This is a genomic window from Yoonia sp. R78084 (assembly GCF_044595625.1).
Taxonomy (GTDB): domain Bacteria; phylum Pseudomonadota; class Alphaproteobacteria; order Rhodobacterales; family Rhodobacteraceae; genus Yoonia.
The window spans coordinates 1,891,876-1,904,566 of record NZ_CP138993.1; the positions used below are offsets into that span (position 1 = coordinate 1,891,876).

The window sequence follows — 12,691 nt, forward strand, 5'->3', positions numbered from 1 at the left end:
GCCTCCGGCGGGGATATTTAGGGGCTGATAATAAGGGTCAGGGCTGGTCTATCGGCAGCCCGCTTGGCACGGCGTCAGGAATGCCCAGTTTTCCATCAATCGCGGCGGGGTCAGTGAGCGCGTCCAGAAACGCCACCAAGGACGTGATCTGTGCATCAGTGATCTGGCGGGGAGCGTAGGTGACGGCCTGCGCGATTGCAGGGCTATCCGCCAAGCCGCGCGTGTCATCTACGGGAAGCGCGGGCAGGACCGCATTGCTGACATCATAGGTTCCCAGCGCCGCAACCGGATCGAGATGTGCTTCAATAAAGCTGCGCAAATCGCGGTGCGCGCCAGCATGACCGTAAGGGCCGGTCAAGGCCACGTTGCGCAACGACGGCGTACGGAAGGCGTAGAGATCGGCAGGATCACCTGTTACGCGGAAACGGCCTTCATCGCGGGCGTGGCTTTCAAAGCGCGCGGCCTTGCCGGGACCGATCTGGGGGGCGCCCATTGCGTGAAACTCATGATCGGTCAGGAACGGGCCGCTGTGGCAGCTTGCACATCCTGCGTCACCGTAAAACAGGTTCATGCCGGTGGCGGCGGGTTCGGGCAACGTGGCTTCGCCGCGCAGCACCGCATCGAAAGGGGCATTATCAGAGCGCCACTCGAATTCCATAAAGGCCGCGATGGCGTTCGAGATATCGGCGAAGGTGATTTGATCGGGCGTCGCGATATGGTCATAGGTCGCAATAAAGCTGTCGGCGTAGGCGGGAATGTCGCGTACCCGCTGCGAGATCAGGTCCCATGCGCCACCCTGCCCTGTGATGACGCCGCGCCGCACCGCTTGGGAAATTTCATTTTCGCTGTAGTGACCGGCCATTTCATCGGGGCTGAGCACCGGAAACATGGTTTGTGCGGAAAGCAGCGAGGCAAAGCCAGTAACCATATCCGCATCAAGTGGTGTCCGCAGTCCACCGGGGCGGTCGGGGTCGACCTCGATCCGGCCATCATGGAAGAGCACCGTGAACTCATATGCGCCGAGGTTGAAGAGAGCCGGCGCGTTTCGCGGGATCCGCTGTTCCGGCATATTGTCAGGGTCAGCCACACGTTTCGGGCCCAAACCGATGCCACCATCGCCAAGACCCAGCGACAAGCCGTCACCGGTGCCGAACGCCGGATGATGACAGGTGCCGCATGAGACATTGCGGTTGCCGGACAAGATGGGATCGTAGAACAAAAGCTGGCCCAAACGGGCCTCGACCTCACGCACGGGGGCGAAATCCGCATCGGTCAAAGGTGCGGGCAGCCCGTCCGCAAAAGCGGCGTCCGCGCCGATGATGGCAACCAATCCCAAGACAATGCGCATAGTACCTCCACCCCTATCTTGGCAAAGTGTTACCATGGTTTCCTTCGCGCACAAGTGCGACGGATTATTCCATATGTTTGCGGATGCGATTGATCATCAGCCAGACGAACAGCAGAACAACCGGCGTTGCAAGAGCGGCCATCAGCACCTTGCCGATGCCCAGAGGCTCACTGATCGGCGCGATGACATAGAGCACCAGATTGACGGCGTAGTAGCTGATTGCAACAACCGACAGCCCCTCAACCGTGCGCTGGAGACGCAGCTGGAGGTCGGCGCGTTTGTCCATGCTGGTCAGCAGTTCCTGGTTTTGTGCCGAGCGTTCCACATCCACCCGCGTGCGCAAGAGATCACCGGCACGCAGGGCACGGTCCGACATCGCGTTCAGCCGCTCTTTGGTTGAATTCACGGTCCGCATCGCAGGGTCAAACCGGCGCATCATGAATTCGCTAAAGGTCTGACGCCCTTCAAAACGGGTTTCGCGCAGGACTTCGATCCGCTGGTTTACGATCTTCTCGTAGGCCACGGTGGCGCCAAAACGAAACGAGGTTTGCGCGATCGTATTCTCAATCTCGGCCGACACTTCGAGCAAGGACTGCAGAACCTTGGCCGGATCACCCTCTGATCCACGCATATCCTCGAGAAGACCTGTGAGCTTTTCATCGAAGGCCGCCATCCGCGGGCCCAGTTCACGCGCGCGGCTCAGACCCAGCATGGACATGGATTTATAGGTCTCGATCTCGCACAGACGCTGGACAACGCGGCCCACACGACGGTTGCCGACATGGGGCCGCGCAAAGACGGCAAAACGCGTGTGTCCGGCGTGATCAATGCGGAAATCACCCGCAACAACCAGATCATTCTCGATCACCCGACTGATGGCCAGGCTTTCAGGAACAAACCAGTCGCGCGCTTTCTCGATGATCCCGTCATCCCCATCGGCCACTTCGATGCGGATCAGCGCGGATGTGACGCGCACACCGGGTGCGGCCTCAAGCCAGTCTTGGGGAAAGATTGAAAAGGTTGCGGCGTCGAAAGGCTGATCCGCGACACCCTCGCCGAAGATCGTGTAGGTGACAAACTCGGTATGACTTTCCCATTTCAGATGATGGCGTCCGATCTTTCCGAAATAATGGGTCGCATCGGGCTGGGGATGCTGCGCGCCAAATCTGTCGAGCAGATCAATCAGATGGGTACGGTCCGCCCCGCGATCACGGCCCGCGGCGTTGCTGGCAGGTTTGATCGCAAGAAAGGCCGCACGGCTGGGGGCTCCGACAGCGGGAAACGGCCGGGCGTGCAACTCATTCGCCATCGCATAGCGCAAGGGGTGGTCGGCGATTGGGGGCATTGGCGCGCCTTTTTACTCATCAATGATCTTCAATCTAGTCGCGTTTGCGCGCAAGTAAATCAAAAAGTTATTCATTTATAATATGTTACCAGAGTACATCTGTATACCGCAGGCTTGTTTGGCGTTTGCGCAGCGCACGTGACGGCACCGAACTGACAACGACAACCGAAACGCACAAGACCATGGACGGCATGGCACCGCTTGCGTTAGTCAGGCGCATGTCGCGTGTGATCCTTCTGAACAAACCTTTTGGCGTGCTGTCGCAGTTCACAGACGCGAAAAGCCCGACACCACGGCCCACGCTTTCTTCTTTTGTGGACGTGCCCGGGGTCTATCCTGCGGGGCGGCTGGACCGCGATAGCGAGGGGCTCTTGGTGCTGACCGACGACGGGAAGTTGCAGGCCCGCATCGCTGACCCCAAAAACAAGATGAGCAAGACCTATCTGGTACAGGTCGAAGGCGCGCCAACGGACAAAGACATCGCCCCGCTGCGCGAAGGCGTCACGCTCAAAGACGGCCCCACCCGCCCCGCAAAGGTCCGCCTGATTGATCCGCCCGCTTTGTGGGAACGTGATCCGCCCGTTCGGTTTCGCAAATCTGTGCCGGATACATGGATCGAGGTGACCATCAGCGAAGGGCGGAACCGTCAGGTGCGGCGGATGACGGCGCATATCGGCTTTCCGACATTGCGGCTGGTGCGATGGCGTGTCGGGAACTGGACGCTGGACGGAATTGAAAGCGGGGCATGGCTAGAGGCCAACCCGACATAAGTGCCGGTTCGCCGCACAGGATTGATCGGGCATGACAAACTGTGCCAAACCAGTGCCAAGCGCCCAAGGCGCAAGAAGGAGCACACGATGATTGCCTATGTTACCGTTGGTGCTGACGACATCGCGCGCGCAGAACAGTTTTACTCGGCCTTTTTGCCAGACCTTGGTTATGCGCTGGAAGAATTTCACGGTGACTTGAGTTACATCTTGCCCAAACAACCGGGGCAGTCCGTTGCGCTACCGGACTTCTATGTCAAAGCGCCCTTCGACGGGCAACCTGCCACTGCCGGGAACGGGACAATGATCGCATTCGAGGCGCGCAATCAGGCGCAGGTGCGCACCCTTCATGCAGCAGCTTTAGCCGCCGGCGGAACGGACGAGGGCAAACCGGGTTTTCGCGCGTCCTATGGTCCGCATTTTTACGTTGGCTACCTGCGCGACCCACATGGCAACAAGATCGCATTATTTTCGAACGACCAAAGTGAGCCGGGACGCGACAAGTAATGTATATGGGGCTTACGGCGCCTGTCCGATCAACAATCAGGACAAAGACTGGTGCGGTCGGGGGACTCGAACCCCCACGAGTGTTACCTCACAGCGACCTCAACGCTGCGCGTCTACCAATTCCGCCACGACCGCAAGACCACTAGCTTGGTAAGTGCGGCACTCATAGACGAGGCGTTTTGCGATGCCAAGAGGGAAAACACCCCCTTTTCAACGCAACATGCCGGCGTTACCTCACATGCATGGTGGAATGGATCACAACAGACGGGCTGACCGATTACCAAGAGGCGCTGTCCTTTATGGAAACCCGTGTTGCGGGCATTATTGATGGCACCGCGGATGAGTGTATCTGGCTGCTTGAACACCCCCCGCTTTATACCTCCGGCACCTCGGCAAAACCTGAAGATCTGGTCGATCCGGACCGTTTTCCTGTTTTTGAGGCGCGGCGCGGTGGCGAATACACCTACCACGGCCCGGGGCAGCGGGTGGTTTATGTTATGCTGGATGTCGGCAAACGCGGGCATGACGTGCGCCGGTTCGTCAAAGATCTTGAGGCATGGGTGATCGCGACACTCGAGACTTTCAACATCAAAGGCGAAATCCGTGAAGGACGCGTCGGTGTCTGGGTGGAACGACCCGAAAAACCGCAAAACGCTGACGGCTCATGTGCAGAAGACAAAATCGCAGCCCTTGGTATCCGCCTGCGCAAGTGGGTGTCGTTTCACGGCATGTCAATCAATGTAGAACCCGATCTGAGCCACTTTGAGGGTATCGTTCCCTGCGGGATTCGTGATCACGGCGTGACATCGCTCGTCGACCTAGGGTTGCCGGTTACAATGGATGATGTGGACGTGGCGTTAAGGCAGACTTTTCACCGTCATTTTGGCCCATAGCCTATCCCTTCAGCCGCCAGACCACAGCAGCTCATCGGAATGCGCGAGACAAGCATGCGTCAGCGCGTATGCATTTTTTTGCCGATTGCGCAGTCGCATTCTGGCTTTCTTTGGGCAAACACCTAGATTACGGCGCAAGGCGGGCGCCATTGTGGCGAGAATGCCAAATTTACTATATTTTACTGACCTTTAGGATAGGTATGCTTTTTTGTATGCAGCGTTTAAGACCATGCGTAGATCGACGCTCTCAGAAGAATCACGGGCGTTGCGTACTCGGAGTTTGTTAAATGTTTGAATTGTTTCTCATCGTACTTTTGGCCGTCGTCGTGTTGATCGGCCCGTCTTCACAACGTCCGTGCGCAATGAACAAATGTGATGAATCTCCAGCACGCGAAAAGCATGTCTAACTGTGCGTTGTTCAAAGCCGGCAGAAGTCAATAAAACAACCCTAAACTGTTTCAGCCAGCGTTTACGTCCATAATTTAGTATGCTAGCGACCGTACCATGCCTCCCGAAAGCATTGGTGTGACGATGTCGCGTTCAGTCTACGAAAAAGTAACTTTCATGCTCTCCCAGGCAATCACAATGTTTGTCGGGGCGGTATTCCTGACCATTGGATTGAGCGGCATTTTCGGGGTCTTCCTGCGGCCGATTTCCGAGATTTCTTTCCTGATCGAACCGATGGGTCTGGGCGCATATTATGATCAACTCTATTGGAGCGTCCTGACCGCGACAGGTGTGTGGCTGATCATGTTTTTCTGGGTTAAACAAGCCGCGTTGTTTTCAATCGGGCTTATTCTTTTCAAATGGGCTATGATAAGATACGGCGCACCGTTTTAGCAGCTTTCGTTGCTTGGCCCCGAGACGGTCTATGCTATAGATCTACTGCGAAATCCGCCACCAATGACGCAGCGACAGCGCTGAGTGCTTCCTTGTCTGTCGCACCCGCCTGTTTGGCTTGGGAAAAGACTTCGCGTTGATGGTCTGCGCTGGTGCCATTGGCCACGATCTCGCGGGCGGCTTTCACCTCGGCCTCACATTCAAGCGCGACAGCATCCTCTGCGATCAACGCGAGAATTTCGTCTACCGCTTGCGAAAACGGGATCAACGCCTTGCGGCCAAAGTCGATCAACCCCTCCGAGGTGCCATAACGCTGGGCGCGCCAACGGTTCTCTTCCACCATGAAATTCTGGACCAAAGGCCAATCCTCGCCCGTTCGCGACCTCCGCCACAGCATCCGCGTCAGGCACTGCGTCAGCGCCGCCAATGTCAGCGTAACCTCCATGCGCGGGGCGACGTCGCAAATGCGGGATTCAATTGTGGGGAATTTCGACGAAGGGCGCAGGTCCCACCAGATTTTTGAAGCGTCCTCGATCAGCCCAAGGTCAATCAACGTGTCAACCGTTGACGAAAACTCGGCCCAGTCCGCCATCGCGGGCGGCAGGCCGGTGCGGGGCAGATTGTCAAAGACCGTGAGACGATAGGAATTCATGCCTGTATCCTCACCCTGCCAATAGGGCGAAGAGGTGGACAGCGCATGAAGATGCGGCAGAAAGTACTTGAGCTGATTGACCAAATTGATCCGCATGTCCTGATCAGGGATGCCCACATGGACATGCATCCCGCAGATCAGCATCCGCCGTGCAACGCCGGCAAGGTCACGGCGCAGTTGGTGATAGCGTTCCTTGTCGGTGTGATGCTGCTCTTTCCAGTCCGCAAACGGATGGCATGAGGCGGCGATGGGCGCTAACCCATAGTCCGCAGCATGGCGCGCCACGGTGTGGCGCAGATGCGCCAGATCACGGCGCGCCTCTCCGATTGTCTGGCAAACCCCCGTCCCGATTTCGATCTGGCACTGCAGGAATTCCGGGCTGACCTGCCCCTCCAGGTCTTTCTTGCAGGCCGCAATCAGACTGTCTGGCGCTTGCGCCAAAGCAAACGTCGTCTGATCGACCAGCAGGTATTCTTCTTCGATGCCAATCGTAAACGGCGGGGTTTTGTCTGCCATGCGTGACCTCCAAATTCCGGCCCAGCCTAGCGGAAATCGCTTCGCCTGTCAGCGCAACAGATGCATTCATCTCCCCCCTGCGCCAAATTAACCCATGCAAAGAGACGCATCCTTTGTTGCCCCTTTAGCATCAACCCATTAGAACCAACGCAAATGTGCGTCGGGCAACGACTCGGCGACATCAAAAGTAGCCAATACGAGGAGAGCCAAAATGGCAGACGCAGCCATCCACGGCGATGCACACGAAGACGAGCGCGGTTTCTTCACCCGCTGGTTTATGTCCACAAACCACAAAGATATCGGCATCTTGTACCTGTTTACCGCAGGTTTCTTGGGCTTTGTCTCGGTGGCGTTCACCGTCTACATGCGCATGGAGCTTATGGAGCCCGGCGTGCAGTACATGTGCCTTGAAGGTGCACGCTTTACCGCGGCAGCCGCAGGTGAATGTACGCCAAACGGCCACCTCTGGAACGTTCTGATCACCTATCACGGTGTCCTGATGATGTTCTTCGTGGTTATTCCGGCCCTTTTCGGTGGTTTCGGTAACTACTTTATGCCGTTGCAGATCGGTGCACCGGATATGGCGTTCCCCCGCCTGAACAACCTGTCCTACTGGATGTTCGTCGCTGGTGCATCTCTTGGCATCGCGTCGATGCTGGCACCAGGTGGTAACGGTCAGGCCGGTTCCGGCGTTGGTTGGGTTATGTATGCCCCGCTTTCGACCTCCGAGACAGGCATGTCGATGGACCTTGCGATCTTCGCGGTTCACCTGTCAGGTGCGTCTTCGATCCTTGGCGCGATCAACATGATCACAACCTTCCTGAACATGCGCGCACCGGGCATGACGCTGCACAAAGTGCCGCTCTTTGCATGGTCGATCTTTGTGACTGCATGGTTGATCCTTCTCGCCCTGCCCGTTCTGGCTGGCGCGATCACAATGTTGCTGACGGACCGGAACTTCGGCACGACGTTCTTCCAGCCTGAAGGCGGTGGTGACCCTGTTCTCTACCAGCACATTCTGTGGTTCTTCGGTCACCCCGAGGTTTACATCATCATCATCCCAGGCTTTGGCATCATCAGCCACATCATTGCAACCTTCAGCCGCAAGCCGATCTTCGGCTACCTGCCGATGGTTTATGCGATGGTCGCAATCGGTGTTCTAGGCTTCGTCGTCTGGGCGCACCACATGTACACCGTGGGCATGTCGCTGACACAGCAGTCCTACTTCATGCTGGCCACGATGGTGATCGCGGTACCGACAGGTGTGAAGATATTCAGCTGGATCGCCACGATGTGGGGTGGGTCGGTTGAGTTCAAAACACCAATGCTCTGGGCGATGGGCTTCCTGTTCCTGTTCACCTTGGGCGGTGTGACCGGCATCGTGCTGTCTCAGGCCGGTGTGGACCGTGTATATCACGACACCTACTATGTTGTGGCGCACTTCCACTATGTGATGTCGCTCGGTGCGGTCTTCTCGATCTTCGCGGGTATCTATTTCTACCTGCCGAAAATGTCGGGCCGCATGTACCCTGAGTGGGCAGGCAAGCTGCACTTCTGGGCGATGTTCGTCGGTGCCAACCTGACCTTCTTCCCACAGCACTTCCTGGGCCGTCAGGGTATGCCACGCCGCTACATCGACTATCCCGAGGCATTCGCCTACTGGAACTATGTCTCCAGCTGGGGTGCATTCTTGTCCTTCGCGTCCTTCCTGTTCTTCATCGGTGTGATGGTCTGGACCCTGACAAAGGGCAAGCGCGTCACCGAGAACAACCCTTGGAACGAATATGCGGACACACTGGAGTGGACACTGCCAAGCCCGCCACCAGAGCACACGTTCGAGACGCTGCCAAAGCAGTCTGACTGGGACAAAAAGCACGCGCATTAGACGTTGCTTTGATAAGAAAAAAGAAAGCCCCGCCATCGCGCGGGGCTTTCTTTTTTTGCCGCGACAGACATGCGGCATTCTATCGGTTTGACGGCGGCGCGGCGCGCATTACAACTGCGTCATGCCTTACGAATGGACCCCGACCCCGCCCCATAATGATCGCCTTTGGCAACTGAGCCTGTGGCCGTACCGCTCACTGCTGCGCAAAGACTTTGTCTTGTTCATCGGCGGCACCGCCGCGCTCGTGTCGCTCCCCCTGCTCACACTTCTGGGGCAAGCGGTGCTTTGGGGGCTTCTGCCGTTCTTCGGGATGATGCTCGCAGGGGTGTGGTACGCGCTACACGTCAGCTACCGGCGTGGCGAGGTGTTGGAAGAACTGACCGTGGATGAAGCCCGCGCCTACCTGACGCGGCACAATCCCAAAGGCGATGTGCAGCAATGGGAGGCCAACCGCTATTGGGTGACAGCCCACTTGCACCCCAAAGGCGGGCCGGTTGAAAACTATATCACCCTGCGCGGCGGGGACCGCGAGGTCGAGATCGGTGCGTTCCTCGATTCCGAAGAACGCCTTGTCCTTTTTGATGAGCTACAAATCGCGCTCCGCGCAGGGCGCGAGCCGGTTACCCCAACCGGTCTTTGACCATCGGCCCGGCTTTGCCGAAATCCATACGTCCTGTGTACTTGGCCTTGAGTGCGGCCATGACTTTACCCATGTCGCGGATGCTTTCGGCACCAACTTCGGCAATTGCTGCGTCAACGGCCGCTTCGGCTTCGTCTTTGCTCAATTGCTTGGGCAGGAATTCCTCGATGATCTTGATCTCTGACAGCTCTTTCTCTGCCAGCTCAAGCCGCCCACCTTCTTCATAGGCACGCGCGCTTTCCTGACGTTGCTTTACCATCCGGCCCAAGATTGCCAGAATGCCTTCGTTCGACACCCCGCCTTCATCATCGCCTGTGCCGCGCGCTGCGATGTCTTTGTCCTTGATTGCGGCATTGATCAACCGCAGCGTTGATAGGCGATCTGCTTCTTTCGCGCGCATCGCATCTTTAAGGGCCGCTGAGACCCTGTCACGCATGTCCATAAATGTGTCCCGTACATCTGACGTCAAACGAACCGCTAACATAGTGTGAACCCGCCAGCGTGACAAGCGCCCAGTGCGCAACGTCACCCTTGTTTGCAAGGGCGCAATCCGGCCTTGACCCGCGCCGCCGGCCTGCGTACACCCGCACCAATTTGACATCTGGGGAGATCGATTATGGCGCAGAAACCAACAGCCTGTTTGGCACTCGCGGACGGTACGATCTTCTATGGGATGGGCTTTGGCGCCACCGGCGAAACCGTGGCCGAGCTTTGCTTTAACACCGCCATGACCGGCTATCAGGAAATCATGACAGACCCGTCCTATGCGGGACAGGTCGTGACCTTTACCTTCCCGCACATCGGCAACACGGGCGTCAACCCCGAAGACGATGAAACCGCTGATCCTGTTGCAGCGGGCATGGTCGTCAAATGGGATCCGACGCAGGCATCAAACTGGCGTGCGACCGAAGAGCTGACCGCATGGTTGACCAAACGTAACCGGATCGGGATGGGCGGCGTCGATACACGGCGTCTGACGCGGGCGATCCGCCAGCAAGGCGCGCCGCATGTGGCACTGGCCCATAACCCGGACGGACAGTTCGATATTGCTGCTCTGGTGAAGAAAGCCCGCGCATTCCCGGGGTTGGAAGGGCTGGACCTCGCCAAGGAAGTGACCTGTGCCCAGTCCTATCAGTGGAATGAGATGCGGTGGGCTTGGCCCGAAGGCTACAAGCCGCAGACAGCACCCAAGCATAAGGTTGTCGCGATTGATTTTGGTGCCAAACGCAACATCCTGCGCTGTCTGGCAAGTGCTGGCTGCGATGTCACCGTGTTGCCCGCGACGGCCACCGCCGAAGACGTATTGGCGTTGAACCCTGATGGGGTTTTCCTGTCGAACGGTCCCGGCGATCCTGCCGCGACAGGTGTCTACGCCGTCCCCATGATCAAGGGTGTGCTTAATGCCAACCTGCCGGTCTTTGGCATCTGCCTCGGGCACCAGATGCTGGCGCTTGCGGTCGGTGCCAAGACGATCAAGATGAACCACGGCCACCACGGTGCAAACCATCCTGTCAAAGACATGGAGACCGGCAAGGTCGAAATTACCTCGATGAACCATGGCTTTACCGTTGATAGCCAGACGCTGCCTGAAGGTGTCGAGGAAACCCATGTGTCGCTGTTTGATGGCAGCAACTGCGGTATTCGCATCGCAAACCGGCCGGTTTTCAGCGTGCAATACCACCCAGAGGCCAGCCCCGGTCCGCAGGACAGCTATTATCTGTTCGAAAGATTTGCCGAGGCGATGAGCGATTAACCTCTGGTTAACTTATTTTGTTCAAATTGCTCACACGAAGCCGTCATGTGAGTCGACGGTGTTAATTTTGCTTCGTGCACTTTACCGGTGTGGGCTGCAGTTCGGGGTTATTCTGCAGCTTCCACAGCCTCTGCGTCCAGTTTCAGACGCGTGACAAAAGCCTGTGAGATGTGGTCGCGCAGCGCCTGATAGGCCGCATCGCCGTCGCCATCCTCAATCGCTTTGACAATGGCCGCATGTTCGCGCAGCGTTTCCGCCCCCCGCCCCTCGGCCGCAATTGACGTCGTCGCCAAGAGCGCCATGGACCGATGCACCAGATCCAGTTGCTGGACCAGAAAACGGTTGTGCGAGGCGAGGTGGATTTGCTTGTGAAAGCGGCGGTTCGCACGGCTCATGGCCTTTGGATCACCAACCAGTTTCTGATCGGCCTCGAGCATATCGCGCAGCACCTTCACCTCTTCCGGGGCCGCGTGGCGGGCCGCAAGGCGGGCGGCAAGCCCTTCCAGTTCACCGCGCACGACATAGAGCTCGGACAGTTGCGAATGATCCAGAGATGCCACAATCAGCGACCGTCCGTCCCGCGTCAGCAGCGATTGCGTCTCAAGCCGTTGCAGTGCCTCGCGGATCGGGGTGCGCGATACGCCAAACCGTTCGGCCAATTCGCTTTCCACAAGGCGGTCACCCGGCTTGTAGATATGGCTATCGATTGCTTCGAGGATCAGGGCGTAGGCGTCTTTCTGGGACACGCGGGTATCTTGCATCGGGTCGGACCTTTCGTAACTGTTTCACCATATGCCTCTGCCTGCCCTGCAATCAAGCCAAAGCGATTGAAGCGCGCTTCCGCCCATCATAGTGTGCGCGTATGGTAGCCAATCACTTTAGCCATGTAGACACATGGGTCTTCGATCTCGATAATACACTTTATCCGCCGTCCGCTGATCTTTTCGGTCAGATGGACGCGCGTTTTGCGGCCTATGTCGCACGATTGACGGGGCACGATCAGCCGCGTGCGCTGGACCTTTGCAAGCAATACTGGAACGACTACGGCTCGACCCTGCTTGGCTTGATCGACAATCACGATGTCGATCCGCATCATTTTCTTGCGGATGTACATAACATCGACATTTCACATCTGGAAGAAGACGGGCTGCTGGCTTCTGCGATTGCCGCACTGCCGGGGCGGAAAATTGTCTTTACCAACGGCTCGGAAAACCATGCAAAACGTGTTCTGGCCGCCCGTGGCCTGACACGCCAGTTTGACGCCGTCTACGGCGTTGAGCATGCTGATTTCAAAGCGAAACCGGGGCAAGACGCCTTTTCCCGTGTGTTTGCAAAAGACGGGCTAGCCCCGACAAAATCCGCCATGTTCGAGGACGAAGCCCGCAATCTGGCGGTGCCCCATGCCTTGGGAATGCGAACGGTGCACGTACACGACACGCCCCTTCCTGCCCCACATATCCACCATCATACCGATCATCTGACGGATTTCTTGTCGCAGCTTACGCGCTAGCCCTTTCAGGGCGCGGCCAAGCGGCCTATGTCTTT

Annotated in this window: 13 protein-coding genes and 1 tRNA gene; 8 read left to right on the plus strand and 6 right to left on the minus strand. The window is 57.5% G+C overall.

Going from position 1 to position 12,691, the window contains the following annotated elements:
- Window positions 1-37: 37 nt before the first annotated feature.
- Window positions 38-1,348: a cytochrome-c peroxidase gene (locus SJY29_RS09665; RefSeq protein WP_400082323.1), complete on the minus strand. Its 1,311-nt coding sequence runs from the start codon at window positions 1,346-1,348 to the stop codon at window positions 38-40.
- Window positions 1,349-1,412: 64 nt separating this feature from the next.
- Window positions 1,413-2,693, minus strand: a complete 1,281-nt coding sequence (locus SJY29_RS09670; RefSeq protein WP_400082326.1) for a DUF3422 family protein — start codon at window positions 2,691-2,693, stop codon at window positions 1,413-1,415.
- Window positions 2,694-2,911: 218 nt separating this feature from the next.
- Here SJY29_RS09670 and SJY29_RS09675 point away from each other — a divergent pair, with 218 nt between their 5' ends.
- On the plus strand, window positions 2,912-3,463 hold the full coding sequence (locus tag SJY29_RS09675; protein ID WP_400088889.1) for a pseudouridine synthase: 552 nt from the start codon (window positions 2,912-2,914) through the stop codon (window positions 3,461-3,463).
- Window positions 3,464-3,550: 87 nt separating this feature from the next.
- Complete coding sequence (locus SJY29_RS09680; RefSeq protein ID WP_400082329.1) at window positions 3,551-3,967, plus strand: VOC family protein; 417 nt, start codon at window positions 3,551-3,553, stop codon at window positions 3,965-3,967.
- A 49-nt stretch (window positions 3,968-4,016) separates the two neighbouring features.
- Here the strand turns inward: SJY29_RS09680 and SJY29_RS09685 are convergent.
- Window positions 4,017-4,102, minus strand: a tRNA-Leu gene (locus tag SJY29_RS09685).
- A 107-nt stretch (window positions 4,103-4,209) separates the two neighbouring features.
- On the opposite strand from SJY29_RS09685, the gene lipB reads away from it, so the two are divergent.
- Together lipB and SJY29_RS09695 are read left to right on the plus strand one after the other, a co-directional pair.
- A complete protein-coding gene (gene lipB, locus SJY29_RS09690; RefSeq protein WP_400082332.1) occupies window positions 4,210-4,860 on the plus strand; it encodes a lipoyl(octanoyl) transferase LipB in 651 nt (216 codons plus the stop codon).
- A 564-nt stretch (window positions 4,861-5,424) separates the two neighbouring features.
- Entirely contained in the window at window positions 5,425-5,700 is a 276-nt protein-coding gene (locus SJY29_RS09695) for a hypothetical protein (RefSeq protein WP_400082335.1), read from the plus strand.
- Between the two features lie 34 nt (window positions 5,701-5,734).
- Here the strand turns inward: SJY29_RS09695 and SJY29_RS09700 are convergent, their stop codons facing one another.
- Window positions 5,735-6,868: a carboxylate-amine ligase gene (locus tag SJY29_RS09700; RefSeq protein ID WP_400082338.1), complete on the minus strand. Its 1,134-nt coding sequence runs from the start codon at window positions 6,866-6,868 to the stop codon at window positions 5,735-5,737.
- Between the two features lie 211 nt (window positions 6,869-7,079).
- On the opposite strand from SJY29_RS09700, the gene ctaD reads away from it, so the two are divergent.
- Together ctaD and SJY29_RS09710 are read left to right on the plus strand one after the other, a co-directional pair.
- On the plus strand, window positions 7,080-8,753 hold the full coding sequence (gene ctaD, locus SJY29_RS09705) for a cytochrome c oxidase subunit I (RefSeq protein WP_110279232.1): 1,674 nt from the start codon (window positions 7,080-7,082) through the stop codon (window positions 8,751-8,753).
- Between the two features lie 121 nt (window positions 8,754-8,874).
- Window positions 8,875-9,393, plus strand: coding sequence for a DUF2244 domain-containing protein (locus SJY29_RS09710; RefSeq protein ID WP_400082341.1), 519 nt, complete (start codon window positions 8,875-8,877; stop codon window positions 9,391-9,393).
- Here the strand turns inward: SJY29_RS09710 and SJY29_RS09715 are convergent.
- On the minus strand, window positions 9,374-9,835 hold the full coding sequence (locus tag SJY29_RS09715; RefSeq protein ID WP_110279234.1) for a GatB/YqeY domain-containing protein: 462 nt from the start codon (window positions 9,833-9,835) through the stop codon (window positions 9,374-9,376). The genes SJY29_RS09710 and SJY29_RS09715 overlap by 20 nt on opposite strands.
- A gap of 174 nt (window positions 9,836-10,009) precedes the next feature.
- On the opposite strand from SJY29_RS09715, the gene carA reads away from it, so the two are divergent.
- The gene (gene carA / locus SJY29_RS09720; protein ID WP_400082344.1) at window positions 10,010-11,146 is read left to right on the plus strand and encodes a glutamine-hydrolyzing carbamoyl-phosphate synthase small subunit; all 1,137 of its coding nucleotides are present in this window, start codon (window positions 10,010-10,012) and stop codon (window positions 11,144-11,146) included.
- A 107-nt stretch (window positions 11,147-11,253) separates the two neighbouring features.
- On the opposite strand, the gene SJY29_RS09725 is transcribed toward carA, so the two are convergent.
- Complete coding sequence (locus tag SJY29_RS09725; protein WP_110279236.1) at window positions 11,254-11,907, minus strand: GntR family transcriptional regulator; 654 nt, start codon at window positions 11,905-11,907, stop codon at window positions 11,254-11,256.
- 101 nt (window positions 11,908-12,008) lie between these two features.
- Here SJY29_RS09725 and SJY29_RS09730 point away from each other — a divergent pair, with 101 nt between their 5' ends.
- Window positions 12,009-12,656 carry a pyrimidine 5'-nucleotidase gene (locus tag SJY29_RS09730; protein ID WP_400082347.1) on the plus strand — a complete coding sequence of 216 codons (648 nt, stop codon included), beginning with the start codon at window positions 12,009-12,011 and terminating at the stop codon, window positions 12,654-12,656.
- The last annotated feature ends 35 nt before the right edge of the window (window positions 12,657-12,691 follow it).

Excerpts from the sequence above, each read along its gene's own strand:
- SJY29_RS09700 (WP_400082338.1), bottom strand. The coding sequence starts at position 6,868 with ATGGCAGACAAAACCCCGCCGTTTACGATTGGCATCGAAGAAGAATAC.
- lipB (WP_400082332.1), top strand. The coding sequence starts at position 4,210 with ATGGTGGAATGGATCACAACAGACGGGCTGACCGATTACCAAGAGGCG.
- SJY29_RS09675 (WP_400088889.1), top strand. The coding sequence starts at position 2,912 with ATGTCGCGTGTGATCCTTCTGAACAAACCTTTTGGCGTGCTGTCGCAG.
- SJY29_RS09715 (WP_110279234.1), bottom strand. The coding sequence starts at position 9,835 with ATGGACATGCGTGACAGGGTCTCAGCGGCCCTTAAAGATGCGATGCGC.
- SJY29_RS09695 (WP_400082335.1), top strand. The coding sequence starts at position 5,425 with ATGCTCTCCCAGGCAATCACAATGTTTGTCGGGGCGGTATTCCTGACC.
- SJY29_RS09730 (WP_400082347.1), top strand. The coding sequence starts at position 12,009 with ATGGTAGCCAATCACTTTAGCCATGTAGACACATGGGTCTTCGATCTC.
- ctaD (WP_110279232.1), top strand. The coding sequence starts at position 7,080 with ATGGCAGACGCAGCCATCCACGGCGATGCACACGAAGACGAGCGCGGT.
- SJY29_RS09725 (WP_110279236.1), bottom strand. The coding sequence starts at position 11,907 with ATGCAAGATACCCGCGTGTCCCAGAAAGACGCCTACGCCCTGATCCTC.
- SJY29_RS09665 (WP_400082323.1), bottom strand. The coding sequence starts at position 1,348 with ATGCGCATTGTCTTGGGATTGGTTGCCATCATCGGCGCGGACGCCGCT.
- carA (WP_400082344.1), top strand. The coding sequence starts at position 10,010 with ATGGCGCAGAAACCAACAGCCTGTTTGGCACTCGCGGACGGTACGATC.
- SJY29_RS09670 (WP_400082326.1), bottom strand. The coding sequence starts at position 2,693 with ATGCCCCCAATCGCCGACCACCCCTTGCGCTATGCGATGGCGAATGAG.
- SJY29_RS09680 (WP_400082329.1), top strand. The coding sequence starts at position 3,551 with ATGATTGCCTATGTTACCGTTGGTGCTGACGACATCGCGCGCGCAGAA.
- SJY29_RS09710 (WP_400082341.1), top strand. The coding sequence starts at position 8,875 with ATGCCTTACGAATGGACCCCGACCCCGCCCCATAATGATCGCCTTTGG.